The sequence below is a fragment of the Pseudomonas viciae genome (genome assembly GCF_004786035.1).
Lineage (GTDB): Bacteria > Pseudomonadota > Gammaproteobacteria > Pseudomonadales > Pseudomonadaceae > Aquipseudomonas > Aquipseudomonas viciae.
This window is the reverse complement of the sequence record NZ_CP035088.1, coordinates 3,101,886-3,126,605: the sequence shown is the minus strand read 5'-3', so window position 1 is coordinate 3,126,605 and position 24,720 is coordinate 3,101,886. Positions and strand designations below refer to the sequence as shown.

The window sequence follows — 24,720 nt, the reverse complement described above, 5'->3', positions numbered from 1 at the left end:
TACATTTCCTCCACCAAGGCACACTCGGGTCGCGCGAAGCGAGCGGAGCGTGGCAGCGTCTGGCTGCGGCCTTGTCATTGTTATTCTGGCCTGCATCGGGGCGGCGGCTTTCAAGGCCCGGCCGCCCGCCATGCGACGGATTTCAGATCGGGTAATGCCGGGGTCCGTTCTGCAACGTCACCCAGCGCAACTGAGTGAAATGCTCGATGGACGCCTTGCCACCAAAGCTGCCGTATCCGCTGGACTTGACCCCGCCGAAGGGCATCTGCGCCTCGTCGTGCACGGTCGGACCGTTGATGTGGCAGATGCCCGACTCGACCCGTTGGGCCAGGGCCAGGGCCCGCGTGGTATCGCGACTGAAGATCGCCGCCGACAAGCCGAACTCGGAATCGTTGGCCAGGCGCAGCAGTTCTTCGTCGCCCTCCCCCCGCAGCAACACCGCCACTGGGCCGAAGGACTCTTCGCGGTACAGACGCATGTCCGCGGTGACGCCATCGAGCAGGGTCGGTTGCAGGATACTGCCCTCCAACTGCCCCCCTGCCACCAGCCTCGCGCCTTTGGCCAGGGCATCGTCGATCAGCCCCTTGATGCGCAGGCCGGCACTGACATCCACGAGCGAGCCGAGCACGCAATCACAGGCAGCGGGATCACCGGCGCGCAAGGTGGCGATCTTGGCGGTCAACCGAGTGATGAAAGCATCGGCCACGCGGGCATCGACGATCAGTCGCTCGGTGGACATGCAGATTTGCCCCTGGTTGAAGTAGGCGCCGAAGGCTGCCGCTTCTACCGCAGCGTCCAGGTCGGCGTCGTCGAGCACCAACAACGGGGCCTTGCCGCCAAGCTCCAGCAGTGCCGGCTTGAGGTGGCGCGCCGACAGTTCGCCGACGATGCGCCCGACGTGGGTCGAACCGGTGAAGTTGACACGCCGTACCGCCGGGTTGGCAATCAGGCGTTCAACAATGGCCGGTGCATCCGCCGGCGCATTGCAGATGACATTGACCACGCCATCGCCCAAACCGGCGTCCTGCAACACCTGGCCGATCAGCCGGTGCACCGCCGGGCTTATTTCCGAGGCCTTGAGCACCACGGTGTTACCGCAAGCCAGAGGCATGGCGATGGCGCGAGTGGCGAGAATCACCGGGGCGTTCCACGGCGCGATGCCCAGCACCACGCCGCAGGGCTGACGCAGGGCCATGGCGAAACTGCCGGGCACGTCCGAAGGAATGATTTCGCCGTTGATCTGGGTGGTCATGGAAGCGGCTTCGCGCAGCATGTTCGCCGCCAGGTGCACATTGAAACCGTACCAATTGGCCATGGCCCCGGTTTCGCCGGCGGCAGCAATGAATTCGCCGCTGCGGGCCTGCAATTGCTCGGCGGCGCGCAGCAAGCGCGTGCGACGTTCATTGGGCGCCAATGCAGCCCAGGCGGGAAACGCCGCTTGCGCAGCGGCCACGGCGGCGTCGGCATCTTCCAGGGTAGCGGCGGCCACACGAGACACCACTTCACCGGTCACCGGATTGCAGCGCTCGAAGGTCCGGCCGTCACGGGCGGCGCACGACTGGCCGCCGATCAACAGGGGCACGTCCAGCATGGTGATTCCTCTTTATTGTCTTTATAGGGAACACGTTCACAGTAGCGCCGAGGGCCTTGGACGAACAGCCTGCGGGCACCTGATCGGCGCCCGCCGCGCGATTGTCTCAGCGCTTGTAGGTCTGCAGGCCCGGCTTGATGCTCTTGTCGTCCAGGAACTGCTTCATGCCCTGCTCGCGACCGCCTTCGGTATCGAGCAGGCGCGACTGATCGAGCTTGGCGTACAGGTAATCTTCGTTCTGCTCCCAGGTCAGTTCGCGGCAACGCTTGAAGCCATGCTTGGCTGCACGCAGCACCACCGGGTTTTTCTCCAGCAGGTTACGCGCCAGTTCCACGGTGACGTCACGCAGTTGCGCCAAGGGCACGCTTTCGTTGACCAGGCCCATTTCAGCGGCTTTCTGCCCGCCAAAGGTCTTGCCGGTCATGATGTAGTACAGCGATTGGCGATGGCCCACGGTGTCGGCCATGGCCTTGCTGACCAGGTTACCGGGCGGGATACCCCAGTTGATTTCCGAAAGACCGAAGGTCGCTTCGTCGGCGCAGATCGCCAGGTCGCACGCCACCAGCGGGCTGAAACCGCCACCGAAGCACCAGCCATTGACCATGGCAATGGTTGGTTTGGCGTACATGCGCAGCAGTTTCCACTGCCACTGCGAGGCTTCGCGACGGATCTTCTCCTGAAGAATTTCCGGCCCGGCATCCACTTCGCGGAAATATTCCTTGAGGTCCATGCCCGCGGTCCAGGCATCACCGGCGCCGGTCAGCACCAGCACGCCAGCGGCCGGGTCCTGTTCCAGAGTCTCGAGCACATCGATCATCTCGCGGTTGAGGGTCGGGCTCATGGCATTGCGTTTTTCCGGGCGATTGAGGGTGACCCAGGCGATACCCTCCTCGATATCGACCTTGACCGTTTTCCAGCGACCTTCGTAGTTGCTCATGATGCGTGCTCTCTTGTTCTTGGCTGAAGATGATCAAAAACTAAACCGGAAAATTAGTTATGTCAATTAACTATTAATCGATTTACCTGTATTTTTCAGTGCGGGGAGCAAAGCATCAGATCAACGAATATGCGATAGACCGTAGCCATAGCGTCCCAACCTCGGCAAACTGGATAGCCTTGTTAATCACTCACCTCGAGGATGCTTTCTCCGATGGCCAAGTCTTCCAAGCTTGCCGAACCCGCCGAGGCCCTGGCTGCCGGTGCCGACGCGCAGGCGCCGCTGGACTCCGCACTGGACGACCTGATCGGTTACGCCCTGCGCCGTGCCCAGTTGAAACTGTTCCAGAACCTGATCGGTCGGCTCGCCACCCACGATTTACGGCCCGCCCAATTTTCGGCCCTGGCGATCATCGACCAGAACCCTGGCCTGATGCAGGCCGACCTGGCCAAGGCCCTGACGATCGAACCACCGCAAGTGGTGCCGCTGCTGAACAAACTGGAAAGCCGGGCCCTGGCCGTGCGCGTGCGGTGCAAGCCGGACAAACGCTCCTATGGGATTTTCCTGAGCAAGACCGGCGAAACCCTGCTCAAGGAACTCAAGCAGATCGCCGCCCAGAGTGATCTGGATTCAACCGCGGCCCTTTCGGGTGGCGAGCGCGAGGAATTGCTGCGGTTGCTGAAGAAGGTTTACCAGCAATAAGGCCTGACGCAGCCCTCTTGTGGCGAGGGAGCAAGCTCCCTCGCCACAAGAGCACGGCGTCGCCTATTAGGGCGTCACCAGATCGGCACGTTGTAGGTCACCAGGAACCGGGTCTGGTTCTCATCGCGAAACGCTGCCGTACCCGGGAAATCGTTGCGGTAGATCGACTTGCGCGCCAGCAGCCCGACGTTTTTCAGCGATCCGCTCTGGATCACGTACCCCAGCTCCATCTGGAACTCGCGCTCCTTGCGATCCTCGGCATTGAGGGCGGCCAGCTCAATGTGATCGCCACGCACGTAACGCAATCGGGTCCTCAGGCCCGGTACGCCCACCGCCGCAAAGTCATAATCATGGATCACTTGCCAGGTGCGCTCCTTGGCGTTGAGGAAATCCGAGCTCATGGTCATTTCACTCAAGCCCATCAACTCAGTACCGGACACATAAGGCGTGGCAGTATCGCCACTGGCATGCATGTAGCCCAGGCTCACGCGATGCCCGCCCAAGCGATAACCGACCAGCGCCGAGAGATTGCGGTTATCTACTTTGCCAGCCTTGGCCGCGCCGTCTTCGTCACTGAAAAAACTGCGCAGGTCGGTGGTCAACACCCCGTCGCCCAACGGCAGGTTATGCAGCAATGCCAGGGTGTTCTGCTGGTACAGATCCGCCACTTCAGCGTGGTAAGCCCGAAGGCTGAGGTCTTTGTTGAGCTGATAGTCGCCCCCTATATACGCCATGTGAGACGAGGTCGCCGCGCCGTTAAAGCGACGGTTGGGCGAGGCGATGCTCATCGGCTGGTAGTTGGTGGAATCGCGGCGGTTGATGCGGTCGATGTAGCCCGTGTTCAACGTCAGCCCATCGATGTCCTTGGAGCTGAGGGTCGTACCGCGAAAAGTCTGTGGCAACAGTCGCGATGGGCTGGCGAAGGCAAACGGCAGGAAGATCGACACGTCACCGGTCTTCACCGTGGTCTGGCCGAAACGCAGCTTGCCGGTCAAGGCCAGGCGTGAATACTCATCGGCTGCGCGCTTGTCGCTGCTGGAGACCGGCAACAATTCAGTGCCACTGCGATCCGGCGACGAGTCCAGCTTGATCCCCACCAATCCTCGGGCGTCCAGGCCGAAACCGACGGTGCCCGGGGTAAACCCCGACTCCATGTTCATGATCACACCCTGGGCCCACTCCCGGGTCGCAGTCTTGGCGCCATCGTCCTTGTAGTCGCGGTCCATGTAGTAGTTGCGCAGGGTCAGGGTGCCGTGGCTGTCTTCGATGAATCCCTCTGCCAACACTGCGCTGGAGCCCAGGCTCAGCCCGAGACCGGCCAACAAATGAACGAGAAGTGAAACAGGGGCCACAGCAAGGGGCGCCCGGGTACGGTTTGGCATGTTCGATGTCCACTTATTGTTGTTGTTTTCGATCGACCTATCGCCTGAGGCGTTGGGTTCTGCGCAAAGAGAATGGAAATGACACAGGTGCTTCGTCAATCCGAAATGATCGATAATCGAACATTAATATTATTAACTAATTCATCAATTATTTCATTCAGCACTGTCAATCAGCTGATTTTATTGACTATTTCAGGCGCTATATCCGATCGCCTCTTTCGATTCTTTTTTTAGTTAGCTTTGTTAATCTTAATCGTGCTTGCCGGTGTTCCCCCGAGCCGGTGCTTCCCAGACAAAAACAATAAGAGGAATTGCCATGAACAGTCCGACGCGTCGCGCGACGCTGACCATCGCCCTGTGTTTTATCGTTGCGCTGATCGAGGGTTTCGACCTGCAGTCGGCCGGCACTGCCGCTGCCGGCCTGCGGCAGACGTTTGCCCTGGACCCGAAAATGATGGGTTGGGTTTTCAGCGCCGGGATCATCGGGTTGCTACCGGGGGCGTTCTTCGGCGGCTGGATCGCTGATCGGATCGGTCGCAAGAAAATCCTCATTGCCGCCGTCCTGCTGTTCGGGGTGTTCTCCCTCAGCACCGCGTATGTCGAACACTTTTCCAGCCTGCTGCTGGTGCGCTTCATGACTGGGCTGGGCCTGGGCGCCGCCCTGCCCAACCTCATTGCCCTGTGTGCCGAAGCCGTAGGCGAGCAGCGGCGTGGCACGGCCATCAGCGTGATGTACGCGGGTGTGCCGTTGGGCGGTGCGCTGGCGGCCGTGGTCGCGATGCTGTTTGGCGAGCACTGGCAAATGACCTTTTTCATCGGCGGGCTGGCGCCATTGTTGGTGGTGCCGCTAATGCTGCTGTGGCTCCCTGAGTCCAGTGCCTTTCGCCAGGTGCAGGGTGCCGGCGGCGAGGCCCGCGGCTCGACCGGCCAGGCGCTGTTCGGCGATGGCCGGAGCCGTACTACCCTGGCACTGTGGCTGAGCTACTTTTTCACCCTGACGGTCATGTACATGCTGCTCAACTGGCTGCCGTCGTTGCTGCTGGAACAAGGCTTCAGCAAGCCCCAGGCCGGCCTGGTGCAGATGCTGTTCAACATCGGCGGAACCCTCGGCTCGCTGCTCGGCGGCCTGTTGCTGGACCGCTGCAATGGCATCAAGGTAGTGCTGTTCGTCTATGCCGGGTTGCTCAGCGCCCTGGCCGGGGTCGGGTTGTCGGTCGGCATCGTGCCAATGGCCATCGCCGGGTTCGCTGCCGGGTTGTTCGTCATGGCCGCACAACTGGTGCTCTACGCCTTGGCGCCGCCCTCCTACCCGACGGCTGTGCGCGCGACGGGGGTTGGTGCGGCGGTGGCCATCGGGCGCCTGGGTTCGGTCGCCGGGCCGCTGGCCGCGGGGCAAATCCTGGCTGCCGGGGCGGGAACGACCGGTGTGCTGCTGGCGACATCGCCTGGGCTGCTGATTGCGGCTGTGGCGGCGATCAGTGTGATGGCCCGTGCGGTGACGGTGGGTGCGGCGCAAACTGTGCGCTGAAGCGTTGCAGTTTCAAATCAACGACAAGGCGCCCCGGCGATACTCACTGGGCGTCTGGTTCATCTCGATGCGGAAATGCCGGTTGAAGTTGGACAGGTTGTTGTAACCCACCTCAAAGCAGATATCGGTCACCGGCATTTCACTCTGCAACAGCAACCGGCAGGCTCGCTGGACCCGCAACTTGCGCATCAGATCGATGAAGCCGTGTCCGGTGATGCGCTTGAAGAAGCGCGAAAAGCCAGGTTCACTCATGTCCAGCTGCCGGGCGATCACCGACAGGCGCAGGTCGCCGGTGAGTTCAGCCTGCAGGTACTCGAACGCTTTGTGAATGCGTTCAGAACTACGGGCATCCAGGGTTGGCGCGTAGCAGGGGCTCGCCAGACACAAGGCTTGCGCTTGAGGCGCTTTACTGAGGGTCTCGAGCAGTTGCAGAAACAGCGCCAGCCGCCCCAGACCTTGGGCCGGGCCGATGGCCTCGAGCAGGCTTGCAGCATGAACGGCGGTATCGCCACTGAAGGCCAGGCCTCGCCGCGCCCGCTCGAACAACGTCTGTAAATCCCCCAATTCGGGCAGGGTCCGGCGCAGGGTCAACAAGACGGCGCCGTCGAACTGCAGCACCACATCGCGCCCGATAAGGTGCTCGCCCGGCGCCAGGTCGCCCATCCAGTCGTGGGGCAAGTCCGGGCCGATCATCGCCACATGGCCGGGGCCAAACGGGCCGATATAGTCGCCCGCCAGCAACTTGCCGCTGCCCTGGCGGATGAGGTGGATTTCAAATTCAGGGTGGTGGTTCCAGCGTGCCATCGGGTATGGGTAGTCATGCTCATACCAGCGAAAACTGTGCTCGGGCTCGGGCAGGATGACTTCCAGTTCGGCCGGTCGCTGTTCGAACAAAGGCGTTCGGTGATCAGGCATGTCGTGCCTCTCTTATCGTTATAGCCAGCACCTTACGCCGGGTGCGCAGCGGTTCGCCAGTTCCCACCTGACTGCCCACTGATACTTTTTTAACCCGACCGAACTACCCGTGTAGGAGTTAAAAAAGTATCACCGGGTCATCCTCCCTGCGTTTGTCGGCGTTGAGGTGCGCTGCTGTAATCGCCCAACCATGGCGCACATGCAGGTCCGCCCCGCCCCATGGACCTCTAGAGACAGGACAAGCCCATGAAACGACTCGAAGGACAAAGTGCCCTGATAACCGGCGCCGCCCGTGGTATCGGCAGGACATTTGCCCAGGCCTATATCAATGAAGGCGCCACCGTAGCAATTGCCGATATCGACCTTGAACGGGCCCAGGCCACAGCCGCCGAACTGGGTGACAGCGCCTATGCGGTAAAAATGGACGTGACCGACCAGGCGTCCATCGACCAGGCCATCGATGCGGTCGTGGCGCGGGTGGGCAAGCTGGATATCCTGATCAATAACGCGGCGCTGTTCGACCTGGCGCCGATCGTGGAAATCACCCGCCAGAGCTACGAACGGCTGTTTTCCATCAACGTCGCCGGTACGCTGTTCACGCTGCAGGCGGCGGCTCGGCAGATGATCAACCAGGGTCACGGCGGCAAAATCATCAACATGGCGAGCCAGGCCGGTCGGCGTGGCGAGCCGCTGGTAGGCATCTATTGCGCCAGCAAGGCCGCGGTGATCAGCCTGACCCAGTCTGCCGGGCTGGATTTGATCAAACACCGGATCAACGTCAACGCCATCGCCCCCGGCGTGGTGGATGGCGAGCATTGGGACGGCGTGGATGCGCTGTTTGCCCGCCATGAAAACCTGCCACTGGGGGAAAAGAAGCGCCAGGTCGGCCAGCAAGTGCCTTTTGGCCGGATGGGCACTGCGGATGACCTCACGGGCATGGCGATTTTCCTCGCCTCGACGGAGAGTGAATACGTGGTGGCGCAGACTTATAACGTCGATGGGGGGAACTGGATGAGCTGAAAATCTGCGGTTTTATAGCTTTGAAACGACGGAAATGGACTTATTCGGCGGAAAACTGATCCCACTACTTGAAGATTGTCCCAAACGGTACCAAACGGTGCCGTTCCAAGGGATTTCAAGAGAGCGTGAATACCGTTGCCCCAGCCGGGCAAAAATTGCGCATCATAGGCGCCGTCCGCTCAAGGGAGATTTACATGCGTGCCATTTCATCCGCCATGCGTCTTGTCGTGCTGTCGCTGGGCCTGGCCTTCGCCGCCAGCGCCGCAGCCACCGAAGAGACGCAACTGGTCGAGACCATCAATCTTTACCGTAGCCAGTCTCAAAGTTGCGCGGGCCAGGCCTCTCTGGAGCTGCCGCCGCTGGCGATGGATTCGCGGTTGATCCTGTCCGCCAATGGCATCGGCGACCTGCAGCAGGCGCTGGCGCGCACGGCTTACCCGATGGTCAACGTGCAGGCCATCAGCCTGTCCGGGCCGCGCGACGCGCAAGCCGCGATGAAGGCCGTGCAGGAAAGTTTCTGCCAGGTTGTCCTGGACCCGCAGTTCGTCGACATTGGCGTCAGCCGCCTGGATCGCGAATGGCGCATCGTGCTGGCGCGCCCACTGCTGTCGGCGCGCCTGGGGGACTGGCAAGCCGAAGGCCAGAAACTGCTGAAGCTGATCAACAGCGCCCGTGCGCAGCCCCGCCGCTGTGGCACCGAAACCTTCACGGCCACGACGCCGCTGAGCTGGAACGCCACCCTGGCCCTGGCCGCCGTGACCCACACCCGGGCCATGGCCAACAACAATTTCTTCGACCATAAGGACCGCGACAACCGCATGCCGGGCGACCGTGCCGAACTGGCGGGCTATCTTGGCCAGTTGATTGGCGAGAACATCGCCGCCGGGCAGGACACCGCCCTGAAGGTGGTGGACGGTTGGCTGGCAAGCCCCGGACATTGCGCCAACCTGATGAACCCGCAGTTCCGCGAACTGGGCGCCGGCTACGCGACCGATCCGAAAAGCGATGCCGGGATCTATTGGACGGCGATGTTTGGCACGCAATAGCGCGGTGGCCGGGCCACCGCTTTCGCGAGCAAGCTCGCTCCCACAAGGGATTTGTGGGGTTCATGAGAAATATGCAGTGCGCCCATCAACATCACTGCCGCAGCGTCTGCCGTAAATGCTGCATGAACTGGCTCAACGACGGTGACTGGGCTACGGGCTTGCGTTGCAACAGACCGATCGAGCGCCTGCCGGGCTGGTCGATGGCAATGACCGTGCATTGCTCACCGATATTGAACACTGCCGTGCAACTGGCCGGCAGTAGGGAAAACCCCAACCCTTCGCGCACCAGGGCGGTGGCCGTGCTCATGTGGGCCACTTCCCAGGCCGGCTGCGGATCGACGTTCAGGTAGCGTAACGCGGCATCGGCCAGGGGCCGGATGCTGGTGTCGGGCGTCAGGGCGATATAGGGCCGGTGCTTCCAGTCATCCAGGCTGTTGCGCTGATGGTCCTTGTGGGTCAGCAACACCAGGTTGTCATCCAGCAAACGTACAAAACTCAGCCCGGACAAGTCCTCCGGCAACGACGTAATGCCTGCATCCACCTCGCCACGCTGCACCCACCCCATGATCTCCCCGGCGCGGCCGTCCAATACGCTCACCCGTACCCCCGGGTGTTCGCGCTGGAACGCGGCAATCACCACTGGCAGGAACGAAGCGGCGGCAGTGGGCAGTGCCGCCAGGCGCAGCGTGCCACGGCTCAGGCTGAGAGTATCGCGGGCGTCGCGTACAGCATCGTCCATGTCCCTGAGCATGCGCCTGGCCTGGGGCAGGAAGTGTTCACCGGCGAGCGTCAATTCGACACTGCGGGTGTTACGCGCCAGTAGCTGCAACCCCATGGTCTCTTCCAACTTACGGATGCTGTAGCTCAGGGCCGGTTGGGACAGGTGAAGCTGTTCAGCGGTGCGGGTGAAGCTTGAGGTTTCGGCGATCAAGATGAAGGCACGAAGCTGTCTGAAGGAAATGTTCATACCCGCACCTATAAAAATAATGGATCAATTGATTCTACCTTTAAAATTCACAGAACAATCGATGCCAGCCACTATGGGCCATCCCCCTAGTGGAAACGGACATGACAAAAACAATCCTCGTCGGGTGCGGCGCCGGTTTCGCCAATGATCGCCCGGATGCCGCGTTACGCCTGGCCCAGGACTTGGCACAGCGGCCAGGCCAGCGCTACATCATGCTTGAGCTATTGGCCGAGCGGACCCTGGCCGAGGCGCAACTGCGCAAAGGGCTTGATCCCCAAGCTGGCTACTCCTCTCGTCTGTTCGACTTCCTCGAACCCATGCTGGACGTGTGTATCGAGGCTGGCATCCCGATCATCACCAACGGTGGCGCGGCCAACCCCAGGACGGCGGCGCAACGGCTGCGGCACACACTGGCGGGGCGCTATCCGGAACTGAAAATTGCCTGCGTGCTGGGTGACGACCTGCTGGAAGAAACCCCATCCCGTTACGGTCAATGGCTGGCCTTGGAGCTTGCGGGGGACAATCCGGTGTCAGTCAACGTTTATACCGGCGCCGATGGCATCGCTACGGCACTGGCTGAAGGCGCCGGCATCGTGCTCTGTGGCCGGGTTGCCGACCCTTCGTTGGCGGTAGGCGCGATTCGCCACGGCTTGGGCTGGGCCGCCGACGATTGGCAGAAGATGGCCATCGCTACCGCCGCCGGGCATCTGCTGGAATGCTGCACCCAGGTCACCGGCGGGTATTTTGCCCATCCCGGAATGAAAGAAATCCCCGACCCGGCCAACCTCGGTTGCCCGATTGCCGAGGTCCACCAGGACGGACGCTTGATCATTGGCAAGACCCGCCATTGCGGCGGACGGGTCAGCGAGCAGACGGTCAAGGAACAATTGCTCTATGAGGTGCACGACCCACGGCGTTATCTGACGCCGGATGTGGTACTGGATCTGGGCCAAGCCCGTGTCCAGGACCTGGGCGAGGATCGCGTCGAAATCAGCGGCCTGCTCGGCTATCCGCGCCCCGACACGCTCAAAGGCTTGGCCGGGGTGCGTGGACTTTGGTTTGGCGAGGCGGAGATCTCCTATGCCGGCCCCGGCGCCGTAGCCCGCGCCACTCTGGCCCGGGAAATTCTACTGCAGCGTTTCGATCGGTTGGCGCCAGGGGTACAGCCGTGGATCGATTTGTCGGGCATCGCCAGCCTGTTCAACGACCACGCTGGCCGCTACCTGCAGCAACGGCTAGCCCAGGCACCAGCCCTCGAAGACGTGCGTGTGCGGGTCGGCCTGACCCACACCGACCGGTCGCTGGTCGAAGCCCTGCTGGCCGAGGTGGAGTCGCTCTACACCAACGGGCCGGCCGGTGGCGGCGGTGTTCGCCGCCACCTCGCCGAAGCCGTCACCACCCGCAGCTTCCTGCTGCCGCGCAGCGAAATCCACACGACCCTGGAGTGGTACTGATGAACCTCGTCACTCTCGCCGACTTCGCCCACGCCCGTGCCGGCGACAAAGGCAATATTCTCAGCGTCGCGGTATTTCCCCACGATCCGGCGCACTACCCCTGGTTGCTGCGTGAACTGAGCTGCGAACGGGTCGCCGAACAATTCGCTACGCGGAGGCCTTCCAAGGTGCATCGCTACGAACTGCCGAACCTAAGCGCACTGAATTTCGTGCTCGAAGACGCCCTGGAAGGCGGCGTAAACCTCAGCTGCGGCCTTGATCGCCATGGCAAGAGCCTGAGTTATCTGCTTCTGGCCCTGCGCCTGCCTGGGCCACAAGGCTGATCGACACGCCGCCACCGAACCATCGACAACAATAAAAAGAGAGGCCGCAAGATGATTACAACCCTGGGTTTCCTGATGATGCTGGCCATCATCGGGCTGATATTGCTGCGCAGGATCAGCCCCGTAGTGGCGTTCACCACTCTGCCCGTCGCCATCTGCCTGTTGGCGGGTTTCAACCCCGGACAAATTGGTGAGTTCATCAAGGCCGGGCTGATCACCGTGGCGCCCACCGCCGCGCTGTTTCTGTTTGCCATTCTGTTTTTCGGCATTATGCGTGATCGCGGCCTATTCGATCCGCTGGTCAACCTGCTGATCCGCAGCACCGGCGGCAAGCCGCTGGCGGTGGCATTGGTCACGGTACTGGTGACCTCGGTCGTGCACTTGGACGGCGTCGGTGCCGCCACGTTTCTGCTGACCATTCCGGCGCTGCTACCCTTGTACAAACGCCTCAACATGAGCCCGACCATGCTGCTGTGCCTGGTGGGCACCACGGCCGGGGTGATCAACATGGTGCCTTGGGGTGGCACCACGGCCCGGGCCGCCGCGGTGTCGGGGCTTGATGCCACCGAACTGTGGCTGGGCTTGTTGCCCGTGCAGATGGTGGGCCTGGTCTGCATGCTGCTCGTGGCGACGGTATTGGGCTTGCGGGCCCAGCGTCGCCGGCCGATGTCACTGGGGGCCGCCGCCAGCGTCGACCTGGGCAGCCTGTCCACTGAAACCCGCGAGTTCAGCCTCTCGCCACGCGAGCTGCGCTATTGGCTGAACGTGGCCCTGACCGGTGCAATCCTGGCGTGCCTATTCACCGGCATTTTCCCCCTGTACGCCTGTTTCATGGTGGGATTGGGAATCGCCCTGCCGTTGAACTTCCCTTCCCTGGACGCCCAGGCCGAACGCCTCAAGGCACACGCATCCGACGCGTTGCAAATGGTGCTGGTGATGATGGCTGCCGCCGTACTGCTGGGTGTGCTGTCCGGGGCAAAAATGTCCGATGGCATGGCCCTGGCACTGATCGATATCCTCCCCGCCGGTTCTGCCCAGTACCTGCACGTGATCGTCGGTTTCTTCGGCGTCCCCCTGGGCATGATTTTCTCGCCGGATGCCTACTATTTTGCCTTGTTGCCGGTGATCAAGGACGTGGCCGCCGCCGCTGGCGTTCCCCTTGAAGCCGTGGCCCGGGCCATGCTCATCGGCGAGAACACCGGTTTCTCCATCAGTCCGGTAGTGCCCAGTGTCTACCTGGCTCTGGCGCTGAGCGGCGTGGAGCTGCGCACGCACATGGCCTACACCTTTTTCTGGGCCTGGGGCGTGAGCCTGGTGATGCTTGCCTTTGCCGTAGCGACCGGGGCGGTGCAGGTGTAAGCCACGATTGGCGGGGGCATTTTCAGTGGGCACTGAAGATCAAGGACCGATGCACACCTGACCCCGCCCTGACCCCATCGCCAACGGCCAGCGCGACCGAGCCGAAAGGCATCGCCGCATCGCCACAGGCAAACACCCCCGCCACGTTGGTCTCACGGGTCATGTCGGTCTGGATAAAGGCCCCAAGCGGGCCGTCCTCGAACGCACACCCCAGGGACGCCGCCAAGGAATTGGCCACTCGCGTACGGGGCAAGACGAACAAACCGTCGATGAGCACCACGCGTCCATCCGCCAACACGACATTGGCCCGGTCGCCTTCGATACGTTCGACACGCTCCTGCACCAGCGTCACCCCGCGTTGCGCAAGGCTCGCGCGCTGCTCGGGGGCGGGCTCGAATACACCATTGGTGAAAAACGTCGTCGGGCCCCAGTCCGGCAACATCAAGGCATGGTGCAGCGACATCTCTGAGGTCGCCAACACGCCAATCGGGCCTTGGTCCAGCTCATAGCCGTGGCAATACGGGCAATGGAACACGCTTTTGCCCCAGCGCTGCGCCAACCCTTCCACGTCTGGCAGATCATCGATCACACCGGTGGCCAGCAGCAGGCGCTGGGCGCTGTAGCGATCGCCGCTGACGGTTTCCAGGGAGAAGCCATCCGCCTCCTTGCAGGCCCCGGTCACCGTGTCCGCTACCCATTGCACCGTTGGATAGGCCATTAGCTGGCGGCGAGCATCCTCGGCAATATCGCCGGGAGCCCGACCGTCCTGGCCGAGAAAACCATGGGAGCTGGCGGCGAACCGATTGCGACGCTGGCCCGCATCGATCACCAGCACCTTGCGCCGGGCCCGGGCCAGTTGAAGACCAGCGGACATACCGGCGTAGCTGCCGCCTGCAATGATGACGTCGTATTCCATGTCTATCTCCAGGGTGGTTTTCGAAGGAGCCGAAAAGTCTCGACACATCGTAAGTTCCTTGAAAAGCCACTGTCAACGATCTCGTAACTTTTGCAATTACAGGCGATACTCACGCCAGCCTCAGCCACAGAACACGCCAACATCATGAGAACTGACACACGCCTGTCCCGCATGCTTCATGTGCTGATTCACATGGACCGCCACCAACAATCCGCCACTTCCGACACCCTCGCGCAGATGCTGGGCACCAACCCGGTGGTGGTGCGCCGGACCATGGCGCTGCTCAAGGAACAGGGTTACGTCACCTCGGAGAAAGGTCATCGCGGCGGCTGGACCTTGAGCAAGCCCCTGTCGGACATGACCTTGCTCGACATCCACCAGGCCTTGGGCAGCACGTCGATCTTTGCCGTCGGCCTGTCCACCGATCACCCGCAATGCCTGGTGGAGCAAGCGGTCAATGCGGCGTTGACGGATGCCTTCGATGAGGCCCAAGCGTTGCTGCTCAAGCGTTTGGGCAGTATTACCCTGGCGCAGTTGGCGGAGGATTTTGATCGGCGGTTTCGGAGCGAGCCCAGGGTCGACATGCGCCAGAACGGCACCGGATAAAAAAACGCCGCTCAATGAGCGGCGTTCTTTTTACCTCACCAGACAGTGTCCGGCTTACAGCGCCATGTCAGCCGCTGGGTTGGCTTCACGGGCAGCAGCCGGTTTGGCCGGTGCCGCGGGAACGCCTGGCTTGCCGATCGCCGGCGGCGGGTCCAGTTGCAGGACTTCGCTGGTGTAAGCCCACTCTTGGGCTACACGCTCAGGGCTCTCGTTGAGCTTAGTGCCGTAGCTCGGCACGATCTGGCGCAGTTTTTCCTGCCAGGCCGGGCTGGCGACCTTGTCCTTGAAGACCTTCTCAAGCACGGTCAGCATGATCGGCGCAGCGGTCGAGGCGCCTGGCGAAGCACCCAGCAGGCCGGCGATGCTGCCGTCCTGGGAAGCGACCACTTCGGTGCCGAGTTTCAGCACGCCGCCCTTCTCTTCGTCACGCTTGATGATCTGCACACGCTGGCCGGCCTGCCACAGACGCCAGTCTTCCTGCTTGGCTTCCGGGAAGTACTCTTTCAGAGCGGCGAAGCGGTCTTCGTCCGACAGCATCAGCTGGCCGGCCAGGTACTCGACCAGTGGGTACTGTTCGATACCAACCTTGGTCATCGGCCACACGTTGTGGGTGGTGGTGCTGGTCAGCAGGTCAAAGTACGAACCGTTCTTCAGGAACTTGGTGGAGAAGGTAGCGAACGGGCCAAACAGGATCACGCGCTTGCCATCCAGCACGCGGGTATCCAGGTGCGGGACCGACATTGGCGGTGCGCCAACCGAGGCCTTGCCGTAAGCCTTGGCCAGGTGCAGCTGGGCAACGGTCGGGTTTTCGGTGACCAGGAACGAGCCGCCCACCGGGAAACCTGCGTACTCACGTGCTTCCGGAATGTCGGACTTCTGCAGCAGGTGCAAGGCACCGCCGCCAGCGCCGATGAACACGAACTTGGCGTCGGTCTCGGTTTCGGTACCGTCCTTCAGGTTCTTGTAGGAAACGCGCCAGGTGCCGTCTTCGTTGCGGGTGATGTCTTCCACTTCGCTGGACAGCTTGAGGGAGAAGTTCGGCTTGGTTTGCAGGTAAGTCGCGAACTGGCGGGTGATTTCGCCGAAGTTCACGTCGGTGCCCAGGGGACTCCAGGTGGCCGCGACTTTCTGGCTCGGGTCACGCCCTTGCATCATCAGCGGAACCCACTTGCTGATCTGCTCGCGATCTTCGGAGTACTGCATGCCGGCGAACAACGGGCTGGCCTGGAGGGCTTCGTAGCGCTTCTTCAGGAACGCGATGTTCTCGTCGCCCCACAGGAAACTCATGTGCGGTGTGGAGTTGATGAACGAGCGCGGGTTCTTCAGCACACCGTTCTTGACCTGCCAGGACCAGAACTGACGGGAGATCTGGAAGGCTTCGTTGATTTCGATGGCCTTGGAGATATCGACCTTGCCGTTCTTGTCTTCCGGCGTGTAGTTCAGCTCGGCCAGCGCAGAGTGACCGGTACCGGCGTTGTTCCAGCCGTTGGAGCTCTCTTCGGCAACACCGTCCAGACGCTCGACCATTTCCATGGTCCAGCCCGGCTCCAGCTCATTGAGCCAGACGCCGAGTGTCGAGCTCATGATGCCCCCACCAATGAGCAAGACATCCACTTTTTTTGGCTCGGCGGCGTGCGTGGTCGCAAGACCCATCGCCATCGCCAGGCCCAGCAGCGCCGTGTGTGTTTTCTTCAACATGTGTGTATCCCTAGGATAGAACGCCATTCCATCCACCTGTCCTGATCAATGATAGACCACGCCATGGCCTGAAATGTCAGCGGGCTATGGCGGGAAGGACCGGAGGATGGACCTACAGGGCCGAGCAATTATCGGCCGCACATTTATGTCTCTCCGGCACTGACTTCTTGTAGGTCTTGGCTTCAGCTGGGTGAGGGACACTGCAAAACGTTTGCCATCGGGCCTGGCGAGGCCGTGCCCGATTGTCGCAGCGGGGGGAGTTTACATAAGGAAATAAACAGACCGAAGCGTCTTTTTACATTTCTGGCGAAAACGCCGACCAAACGGCGGCATTTTAATGGCTCTGCCCCCACATTCAGTCAGCACTGTCGGTCATCAGGCCCTTGGCTCAGAAATACTTGAGAATCGCGATATCACGACGACGCTGTTTGAGAGCCGCAAACCAGCGCGTCGGGAAGAACAGCGCGACGCCCAGCAGCACACTCCATGACCACACCATGGGCAAATGGTCGAACCCAAAATAGGCGCCCTGGTTGGTGCCCCAAATGACAACTGCCATCAGGTACAAGGCTTTGAGTACGTAAAGGTGCAGCAGGTAGAAAAACATCGGGGCACCGCCGTAGATCGCCAATATCGCAATGGCCCCCCGCGCCTGGGCTTTCTCGAAGAGCGCCAACAGAATCAAGCCCATCCCCAGGGTCGGCATCAGGAACATCAGCGACGGCGGGTACTTCGTCGCGCTCATGAAACTCATGAAGGTGCGCAGTGCATCGCCGGTCTGTACCCAGGGTTTGTCGCCGTACACGTTCAGGTAACGGATGCACACGAAAAGCAGCAGCAAGCCGATGCCGATATTGAGCAGCCGCCGCAGGCGTACGGCGGGCTCCACGTCCTTGCCGAACCACGGGCCGATGGCCCAGCCCAGCAGGATCACGCCGATCCACGGCAGTACCGGATAAGTGGTGCGGGCCCGGGTGAACTCGGTGATATCGATGAATGCCCGCTGATGAAGAATCGACCACGGTACGAAGAACGGAGAGTCAGGCCCCAGCACTACACCGTCCAACAGATTGTGCCCGGCAACAATGGCTAGCCCAAGAACGACCAGCCAACTGCGCTTGAGGTGCAGCAGCGCCGCCAGGACGATCATGCAGATGCCGATGCACCAAATCACCTGCAGCCACAAGGTCTTGGGCGGAAACTCGGCGTTCCAGGCGAAACACACGAAGGTGAGTTCCAGGAAAACCAGGAACAGACCGCGCTTGAGCAGGAACAACGAGGTCTGGCCGGCAGTGTGTTTCTGGCTGTAGAGCCAGGCCGACAAACCGGTGAGGAAGATGAAGACCGGGGCGCAGAGCGTGCTGAGCAGGCGGGTGAAATACAGATCGGGGGTGACACTCAGCGCATCGATCGGATCGCTGACCTGACGGTGCAGCAGGAACGTCTCGCGGACGTGATCAACCAGCATCAGCAGCATGACGAAACCGCGCAGGGCATCGATGGCGAGCATGCGCACATGGGTTTCGGCAGTGCGGGTTGCAAGTACAGGCGCGATGACGCCGGACGGGCTCGTCATGCTTGGAGATAGGCTCATGGAAATGCTCGGATGAGAGTTCGTGTTCATGCAAGGCCAGGAATGAGAATCCCTGCCAAACGAGATCGGATAACATAACACGAAACAACTATCGCGAGCAGGCTCGCCCCCACAGGTTGGATGGGTTCAGGTGGATGAGTTTCAGGGTCGCTACCCGAGCAACTGGCTCAACACTGCCCGCAACTTGCCGGGCTTGACCGGTTTGTTCAGCAGCGGCGCATCCAGTTTGCGCAGGGCGCGGCGGCACTGGTCACTGCGGTCGGCGGTGATGATCACCGCCGGGATGGCCTGATGGAAATGCTCGCGCAGGTGCTTGACCACTTCACAGCCCACCACCCCATGATCCAAGTGGAAATCCGCCAGGATCAGCTCCGGCGCACGGCCTTGCAGCACATCCAGGGCGCCTGCTTCATCGGTGGCGGTCAACACGTCGCAACCCCACTGCCCCAGCAGCGCAGCCATGCTTTGCAGAATGCTCAGTTCATTGTCGATCACCAACAACCGGCGTCCCGGCAGCGGGTTGCCAGCGACCGCCTGTACCGGTATCTGCGGCACAGGCAAGGGCTTTTCAGCAGACAGCGGCACCTCGATGCTGAACACCGAGCCACGTCCCGGTCGGGAACGCACCTGGACTCGGTAACCGAGGATATGGGCGATGCGTTCGACAATCGCCAATCCCAGGCCCACACCCTTGCGATCCGCGGCCCGCCCGACGTCCAATTGATTGAACTCGAGGAATATCGACTCCAGGCAATCGGCCGCAATGCCACGCCCCGTGTCCCAGACTTCCAGGCTCAACCGCCCTCCCCGGCGCCGCGCAGCCAGGAGAATGCCGCCCTGGGCGGTGTAGCGGCAGGCATTGCTGAGCAGGTTGCGCAGGATGCGAGTCATCAGCCGCAGGTCAGTCATGATCGCTTCGTCGCCAAAGCGCACCCGCAACTCCAGCCCCGCGGCACTGGCCACCGATTGGAACTCGGAAGCCAGCGGCGCCAGCAACTCATCCAGTCGATACGGTGCCAGGTCCGGCTTGACGGCGGCCTGGTCCAGCCGGGAGATATCCAGCAAATCAGTGAGCAAGTCTTCGGCGCCTTCAAGGGCCTGATGGGTGCGCTCCACCAGGACCTGCTCGGAGGTCGGCAGCGTGCGCTCACGCAAGGTGGCGATCAGCAGGCGTGCGGCGTTGAGCGGTTGCAGCAAGTCGTGGCTGGCGGCGGCCAGGTATTTGTCCTTGCTACGGTTGGCCGCCTGCGCGGCATCCCGGGCGTCGCGCAACTGTTGCTCGACCAACTCGCGCTGGGCGATCTGTTGTTGCAGATTATGGTTGGCCTCCAGCAGCGCGTCGGTGCGCTCGGCCACTCGCTGTTCCAACTGGTCGTTGAGTTGTTGCAGGTGCTGCCGCGCCTGCTCCAGTTCATCGAGACGCGCCGCCAGTTCCGGATAATGGCTCTTGCGCGTCGAGTGATTGCCCAGCCCCAGCAGCCCGGCCAGGGCTTTTTGCTGCTCGTCAGAGGGCTTCGCCATAAACGACCTCGACATCCCGCTGACTCGACTCCCGAGGGTTGGTGAGGATGCAGGGATCGTGCATCGCGTGCTGCGACAGGAACGGGATATCCGAGGTGCTCACCCCGTGCAGGCCCAGGGTTTCGTGGAAACCGATGGTGTGCTTGAGGGCAATCAAATGCTCCACCAACCGGGTGCGGATCTGCCGGTGATTGAGCCCCCGGCAATCAATGCCCAGGGTCTCGGCAATCACCTTGAAACGCTCCGGCGCCGAGTTGTAGTTGAACGCCACCACATGCTCCACCAGTACCGCGTTGCACAAGCCATGGGGCAAATCCAGGAAGCCGCCCAGGCTGTGGGACATCGCATGCACCGCGCCGAGGATCGCGTTGGAGAACGCCAACCCGGCCTGCATGCTGCCGAGCATGATCTTTTCCCGCAGGGCGACGTCCGCCGGGTTGGCGATCATCTGCACCAGATTGCCATTGATCAGCCGCATCGCCTCCAGCGCATGGGGGTCGGTGAGCGGGCCGTGACCGGTGGATACGAACGCCTCGATGGCGTGTACCAGCGCGTCGATGCCGGTACAGGCCGACAGGAACGGATCCATGCTCAGGGTCGTTTCCGGGTCGATCAGCGACACGTCCGGCACCGCCGCCTTGCTGACGATGGAGAATTTCATGCGTTCTTGCTGGTTGGAGATGATCACGAACTGCGACACGTCGGCCGAAGTCCCGGCCGTGGTGGGAATCAGGATCAGCGGCGGGCTGGGCATGTACAGCATGTCCACGCCTTCGAATTCGAGGATATTGCGACCATGGGCGACGACGATGCCAATGGCCTTGCCGCAGTCCATCGGACTGCCGCCACCCACCGCAACGATGACGTCGCAGTGGTTTTCCCGGTACAGGTCCGCACCCAGCATCACTTCCTCGACCCGGGGATTGGGCGAGACCGCGCTGTAGATACAGTAATCAATAGCCTGGGCCTGGAGGCTGGCCTCGACATCGGCCACCCATCCGGCAGCGATCACGCCGGGATCGGTGACGATCAGCACCTTGCGCGCGCCGAACGTCTTGGCGTAATTGCCAACATTGTGCCGGCAACCGGCACCGAACATGATTTCGGGGGAAACGAACTTGCGCAGCGGACTGAGACTCTGGCTCATCGGTAAGCCTGTTCTTATTGTCTTGGGATCCCCTGAGCCTAAAGCATCCCACCGTGATTGCAATCAGACCAAATGGTGAGCCCGGCCTGAACGCATCAGGCCGGGCCTGCCCTTATCGGTTGGCGAAGTACATCGTCACTTCAAAGCCAATACGCAGGTCGGTAAACGCGGGTTTAGTCCACATGGGTCTTTCCTCTTCTTGTACCGGGCAATTCCGGCAAGGTCATTAATGCACGCCGTGCCCAGGGCTCGAATGCTACTTTCGAAGCGGTGGGTGGGGTGCGTTGGTAGCAATGTTTGGCCTGCACACATCCAACAATGTGGGAACGGGCTTGCTCGCGAAGACGGTGGATCAGACACTGATCGAGTGACTGTTCCGCCGCTTTCGCGAGCAAGCCCGCTCCCACATTGGGTTTTGCGGTGTTGCTGGGTTAGAAGAACCCCAGCGGATTGATGTCATAGCTCACCAGCAGGTTCTTGGTCTGCTGGTAGTGATCGAGCATCATCTTGTGGGTTTCGCGGCCGACGCCGGACTTCTTGTAGCCACCGAACGCGGCATGGGCCGGGTACAGGTGGTAGCAGTTGGTCCAGACGCGACCGGCCTTGATCGCCCGGCCCATGCGGTAGGCGCGGTTGATGTCGCGGGTCCAGAGGCCGGCGCCAAGGCCGAACTCGGTATCGTTGGCGATTGCCAGCGCTTCGGCTTCGTCCTTGAAGGTGGTCACGCCCACCACCGGGCCGAAGATTTCTTCCTGGAACACACGCATTTTGTTGTGGCCCTTGAGCAGGGTCGGCTGGATGTAATAGCCGCCCGACAAATCACCCTCAAGTCGCTCGGCCGCACCGCCGGTGAGCAGCTCGGCGCCCTCTTCCCGGGCAATCTCCAGGTACGAAAGAATCTTGTCGTACTGTTGCTCGGAGGCCTGGGCGCCGACCATGGTTTCAGTGTCCAGCGGGTCGCCGCGCTTGATCTTGGCGATCTTCTTCATGACCACGGCCATGAACGATTCGTAGATCGACTCCTGCACCAACGCCCGAGACGGACAGGTGCAGACTTCGCCCTGGTTGAAGAATGCCAGCACCAGGCCTTCGGCGGCTTTTTCAATGAAGGCCGGCTCGGCTTGCATGATGTCTTCGAAGAAGATGTTCGGCGACTTGCCGCCCAACTCGACGGTGGACGGAATGATGTTTTCGGCTGCACATTTCATGATGTGCGAACCGATCGGTGTCGAGCCGGTAAAGGCGATCTTGGCGATGCGTTTACTGGTGGCCAGGGCTTCACCGGCTTCGCGACCGAAGCCATGGACGATGTTCAACACCCCGGCGGGCAGCAGGTCGGCGATCAGCTCGATGAACACCGTGATCGACAGCGGTGTCTGCTCCGCTGGTTTGAGCACGATGCAGTTGCCAGCGGCCAGGGCCGGGGCGAGCTTCCAAGCGGCCATCAGCAGCGGAAAGTTCCACGGGATGATCTGCCCGACCACGCCCAGCGGCTCATGGAAGTGATACGCCGTGGTCAGCTCGTTGATCTCGGCGGCCCCGCCCTCTTGGGCGCGGATGCAACCGGCGAAGTAACGGAAATGATCGGCCGACAGCGGCACGTCGGCATTGAGGGTTTCGCGTACGGCCTTGCCGTTGTCCCAGGTTTCGCTGACGGCAAGGATTTCCAGGTTCTGTTCGATACGGTCGGCGATTTTCAGCAGTACCAGGGAGCGGTCCTGGGCCGAGGTCTTGCCCCAGGCGTCGGCGGCGGCATGGGCGGCATCCAGGGCCTTGTCGATGTCGGCGGCACTGGAGCGCGGGAATTGGGCGATGACTTCGCCGTTGACCGGGGATGTGTTGGTGAAATACTCGCCATTGACCGGTGCGACGAATTCGCCGCCGATGAAATTGCCATAGCGCGGCTTGAAGGAAACGACGGCGCCTGGGGTTCCGGGTTGTGCGTAGATCATGATGGGCCTCTGCCTGGTCGATGCCTGTCGCGGGACAGGCGATAGACCGATGGTAGAGAGCCGCGCATGCCGGACGAATGCGTCATTGGCAGGGGGGCTCTCGTTATTTGGTCGTAGGTTTCAAGCGATAGGCGCAAGTTCAAGGCCAGCGCAAGCCCTTGTGGCGAGGGAGCTTGCTCCCGCTGGAGTGCGTAGCACTCCCCGCTTTCGGCGACTGCTTCGCCGCCGAGCGGGAGCAAGCTCCCTCGCCACGGTTTCGACAAGCTTCTAGCGCTTGGCCACCAACTCTTTCGGCAACTTGAAGGTCCAGAGCATCCCGCCCTGGTTGAAGTCCTTCACGCGCTTGGCCACTTCGCCACCCCACAACGGCACCGCGCCGCCCCAGCCAGAGACCACGGAGACGTATTGCTCGCCGTCCATTTCCCAAGTGATGGGCGAACCGAGCACGCCGGAACCGGTCTGGAACTCCCAGACTTTTTCCCCGGTCTTGGCATTGAAGGCCTGCAGGAAACCTTCAGGCGTGCCGGTGAACACCAGGTTGCCCTTGGTGGTCAGCACCCCGCCCCACAGTGGCGCGAAGTTCTTGTGGCGCCAGACTTCCTTACCCGTCTTCGGATCGATGGCCCGCAGCACGCCGATGTAATCCTCGTTCAGCGGCTTGATGGTGAAACCGGCCCCCAGGAACGCCGCGCCTTTCTTGTAGGCGATGCCTTCGTTCCAGATGTCCATGCCCCATTCATTGGATGGCACGTAGAACAACCCGGTGTCCTGGTTGTAAGCCATGGGCATCCAGTTTTTTGCGCCGAGGAAGGCCGGTGCGACGAACACCGAACTGCCCTTGGCTTCACTGCCGGGTGCACCCGGACGGCTGGCGTCGTTGTAGATCGGTCGGCCGTCCTTATCCAGGCCAGTGGCCCAGGTGATCTTGTCGACAAACGGGAAACCGCGGATGAACTTGCCGTTGGTGCGATCGAGCACGTAGAAGAAGCCGTTGCGGTCGGCGGTGGCCGCGGCCTTGATGTCTTTGCCACCTTCCTTGTAGTTGAACGAGATCAGTTCGTTGACGCCGTCATAGTCCCAGCCGTCGTGAGGCGTGCTCTGGAAGTGCCATTTGATGCTGCCGTCGTCCGGGTTCAGGGCCAGGCGCGACGAGGAATAGAGGTTGTCGCCAGGACGCAGGTGGGAGTTCCATGGCGCCGGGTTACCGGTACCGAACAGCAGCAGATTGGTTTCCGGATCGTAGTAACCGCCCAGCCAAGGTGCCGCGCCGCCGGTTTTCCAGAGATCACCGGGCCAGGTCTTGCCGGCTTCGCCGCCGGAAATGCCATTCTCGACGGCCTTGCCGTCCTTGTAGACGTAGCCCATGTGACCTTCAACAGTCGGGCGGGTCCAGAGCAGTTCGCCGTTCTTCGGATCGTAGGCGCTGATCTGCCCCACTACGCCAAACTCGCCACCGGCTACCCCGGTGATCAGCTTGCCGTTGATGACCATCGGCGCGGCACTGATGGAATAACCTTCCTTGTGGTCGGCGACTTTCTTGCTCCAGACCACTTTGCCGGTGTCCTTGTTCAGGGCCACCAACTTGGCATCGAGGGTGCCGAAGAACACCAGGTCGCCATACAACGCCACGCCCCGGTTGATCACGTCGCAGCAAGGGCGGATGTCATCCGGCAGGCGCGCATCGTACTGCCACAGCTTCTTGCCGGTGCGCGCATCCACCGCGAACACCCGGGAATAGGAACCGGTGAGGTACATCACCCCGTCCTTGATCATCGGCTGGGCTTGCTGGCCACGCTGCTTTTCGCCGCCGAAGGAAAACGCCCAGACCGGGCGCAGGTCCTTGACGTTATTGACATTGAGGGTATCGAGCGGGCTGTAGCGTTGGCCCTGAACCCCCAGGCCGTTGGTCACGACCTGTTGCGGGTTTTTCGGATCCTGGAGAATTTCCTGATCGGTCACGGCGGCCAGAGCCGAACCGGACAGCAGCATGGCACTGAGCAGCAGGCTCACGGCGAACGGTTGGCGACGTGCGGGATGACTCATGACGGCTACCTCTGCGGTT

21 protein-coding genes are annotated in these 24,720 nt (G+C 61.7%); 8 read left to right on the top strand and 13 right to left on the bottom strand.

Annotated elements, in window-relative coordinates; genetic code table 11:
* Nucleotides 1-142: 142 nt before the first annotated feature.
* Nucleotides 143-1,591, bottom strand: a complete 1,449-nt coding sequence (locus tag EPZ47_RS14270) for an aldehyde dehydrogenase (protein ID WP_135845374.1) — start codon at nt 1,589-1,591, stop codon at nt 143-145.
* Nucleotides 1,592-1,697: 106 nt separating this feature from the next.
* Nucleotides 1,698-2,528 (bottom strand): p-hydroxycinnamoyl CoA hydratase/lyase, encoded by an 831-nt coding sequence (locus EPZ47_RS14265; protein ID WP_135845373.1) that lies wholly within the window; start codon nt 2,526-2,528, stop codon nt 1,698-1,700.
* A gap of 213 nt (nt 2,529-2,741) precedes the next feature.
* On the opposite strand from EPZ47_RS14265, the gene EPZ47_RS14260 reads away from it, so the two are divergent.
* Nucleotides 2,742-3,230, top strand: coding sequence for a MarR family winged helix-turn-helix transcriptional regulator (locus EPZ47_RS14260; protein ID WP_135845372.1), 489 nt, complete (start codon nt 2,742-2,744; stop codon nt 3,228-3,230).
* A 74-nt stretch (nt 3,231-3,304) separates the two neighbouring features.
* Here EPZ47_RS14260 and EPZ47_RS14255 read toward each other — a convergent pair whose 3' ends face one another.
* A complete protein-coding gene (locus EPZ47_RS14255) occupies nt 3,305-4,612 on the bottom strand; it encodes an OprD family porin (protein WP_135845371.1) in 1,308 nt (435 codons plus the stop codon).
* A 316-nt stretch (nt 4,613-4,928) separates the two neighbouring features.
* Here EPZ47_RS14255 and mhpT point away from each other — a divergent pair, with 316 nt between their 5' ends.
* Nucleotides 4,929-6,140: a 3-(3-hydroxy-phenyl)propionate transporter MhpT gene (gene mhpT, locus EPZ47_RS14250; RefSeq protein WP_135845370.1), complete on the top strand. Its 1,212-nt coding sequence runs from the start codon at nt 4,929-4,931 to the stop codon at nt 6,138-6,140.
* A gap of 12 nt (nt 6,141-6,152) precedes the next feature.
* Here mhpT and EPZ47_RS14245 read toward each other — a convergent pair whose 3' ends face one another.
* The gene (locus tag EPZ47_RS14245; RefSeq protein ID WP_135845369.1) at nt 6,153-7,055 is read right to left on the bottom strand and encodes a helix-turn-helix domain-containing protein; all 903 of its coding nucleotides are present in this window, start codon (nt 7,053-7,055) and stop codon (nt 6,153-6,155) included.
* Between the two features lie 246 nt (nt 7,056-7,301).
* On the opposite strand from EPZ47_RS14245, the gene EPZ47_RS14240 reads away from it, so the two are divergent.
* Both EPZ47_RS14240 and EPZ47_RS14235 read left to right on the top strand, forming a co-directional pair.
* Nucleotides 7,302-8,075, top strand: a complete 774-nt coding sequence (locus EPZ47_RS14240) for an L-iditol 2-dehydrogenase (protein WP_135845368.1) — start codon at nt 7,302-7,304, stop codon at nt 8,073-8,075.
* 194 nt (nt 8,076-8,269) lie between these two features.
* Nucleotides 8,270-9,121: a CAP domain-containing protein gene (locus EPZ47_RS14235; RefSeq protein ID WP_135845367.1), complete on the top strand. Its 852-nt coding sequence runs from the start codon at nt 8,270-8,272 to the stop codon at nt 9,119-9,121.
* 91 nt (nt 9,122-9,212) lie between these two features.
* Here EPZ47_RS14235 and EPZ47_RS14230 read toward each other — a convergent pair whose 3' ends face one another.
* Nucleotides 9,213-10,088: a LysR family transcriptional regulator gene (locus tag EPZ47_RS14230; RefSeq protein WP_135845366.1), complete on the bottom strand. Its 876-nt coding sequence runs from the start codon at nt 10,086-10,088 to the stop codon at nt 9,213-9,215.
* A 101-nt stretch (nt 10,089-10,189) separates the two neighbouring features.
* Here EPZ47_RS14230 and EPZ47_RS14225 point away from each other — a divergent pair, with 101 nt between their 5' ends.
* Genes EPZ47_RS14225 through EPZ47_RS14215 form a run of 3 tightly spaced genes read left to right on the top strand, consistent with a single transcriptional unit; the run spans nt 10,190 to nt 13,224 of the window.
* Nucleotides 10,190-11,542 (top strand): acyclic terpene utilization AtuA family protein, encoded by a 1,353-nt coding sequence (locus tag EPZ47_RS14225; protein ID WP_135845365.1) that lies wholly within the window; start codon nt 10,190-10,192, stop codon nt 11,540-11,542.
* A complete protein-coding gene (locus EPZ47_RS14220; RefSeq protein ID WP_178084255.1) occupies nt 11,542-11,865 on the top strand; it encodes an AtuA-related protein in 324 nt (107 codons plus the stop codon). The genes EPZ47_RS14225 and EPZ47_RS14220 overlap by 1 nt, the downstream gene beginning before the upstream one ends.
* A 51-nt stretch (nt 11,866-11,916) precedes the next feature.
* Nucleotides 11,917-13,224, top strand: a complete 1,308-nt coding sequence (locus EPZ47_RS14215; RefSeq protein ID WP_135845363.1) for a CitMHS family transporter — start codon at nt 11,917-11,919, stop codon at nt 13,222-13,224.
* A 22-nt stretch (nt 13,225-13,246) separates the two neighbouring features.
* On the opposite strand, the gene EPZ47_RS14210 is transcribed toward EPZ47_RS14215, so the two are convergent.
* Nucleotides 13,247-14,140 carry an NAD(P)/FAD-dependent oxidoreductase gene (locus tag EPZ47_RS14210; RefSeq protein ID WP_135845362.1) on the bottom strand — a complete coding sequence of 298 codons (894 nt, stop codon included), beginning with the start codon at nt 14,138-14,140 and terminating at the stop codon, nt 13,247-13,249.
* A 144-nt stretch (nt 14,141-14,284) separates the two neighbouring features.
* Here EPZ47_RS14210 and EPZ47_RS14205 point away from each other — a divergent pair, with 144 nt between their 5' ends.
* Nucleotides 14,285-14,746, top strand: coding sequence for an Rrf2 family transcriptional regulator (locus EPZ47_RS14205; RefSeq protein ID WP_135845361.1), 462 nt, complete (start codon nt 14,285-14,287; stop codon nt 14,744-14,746).
* Between the two features lie 54 nt (nt 14,747-14,800).
* Here the strand turns inward: EPZ47_RS14205 and mqo are convergent, their stop codons facing one another.
* From mqo to EPZ47_RS14170, 7 genes are all read right to left on the bottom strand, one after another.
* On the bottom strand, nt 14,801-16,444 hold the full coding sequence (gene mqo, locus EPZ47_RS14200) for a malate dehydrogenase (quinone) (RefSeq protein ID WP_135845360.1): 1,644 nt from the start codon (nt 16,442-16,444) through the stop codon (nt 14,801-14,803).
* Between the two features lie 388 nt (nt 16,445-16,832).
* Complete coding sequence (locus EPZ47_RS14195; protein ID WP_406550172.1) at nt 16,833-18,020, bottom strand: acetyltransferase domain-containing protein; 1,188 nt, start codon at nt 18,018-18,020, stop codon at nt 16,833-16,835.
* Nucleotides 18,021-18,188: 168 nt separating this feature from the next.
* On the bottom strand, nt 18,189-19,559 hold the full coding sequence (locus EPZ47_RS14190; RefSeq protein WP_135845358.1) for a hybrid sensor histidine kinase/response regulator: 1,371 nt from the start codon (nt 19,557-19,559) through the stop codon (nt 18,189-18,191).
* Nucleotides 19,543-20,706 carry an alcohol dehydrogenase-like regulatory protein ErcA gene (gene ercA, locus EPZ47_RS14185; protein WP_135845357.1) on the bottom strand — a complete coding sequence of 388 codons (1,164 nt, stop codon included), beginning with the start codon at nt 20,704-20,706 and terminating at the stop codon, nt 19,543-19,545. The genes EPZ47_RS14190 and ercA overlap by 17 nt, the downstream gene beginning before the upstream one ends.
* 112 nt (nt 20,707-20,818) lie before the next feature.
* The gene (gene pqqA, locus EPZ47_RS14180; protein WP_003253598.1) at nt 20,819-20,890 is read right to left on the bottom strand and encodes a pyrroloquinoline quinone precursor peptide PqqA; all 72 of its coding nucleotides are present in this window, start codon (nt 20,888-20,890) and stop codon (nt 20,819-20,821) included.
* A 247-nt stretch (nt 20,891-21,137) separates the two neighbouring features.
* On the bottom strand, nt 21,138-22,658 hold the full coding sequence (gene exaC, locus EPZ47_RS14175; RefSeq protein WP_135845356.1) for an acetaldehyde dehydrogenase ExaC: 1,521 nt from the start codon (nt 22,656-22,658) through the stop codon (nt 21,138-21,140).
* A gap of 267 nt (nt 22,659-22,925) precedes the next feature.
* Nucleotides 22,926-24,701: a PQQ-dependent methanol/ethanol family dehydrogenase gene (locus EPZ47_RS14170; RefSeq protein WP_135845355.1), complete on the bottom strand. Its 1,776-nt coding sequence runs from the start codon at nt 24,699-24,701 to the stop codon at nt 22,926-22,928.
* Nucleotides 24,702-24,720 lie beyond the last annotated feature (19 nt).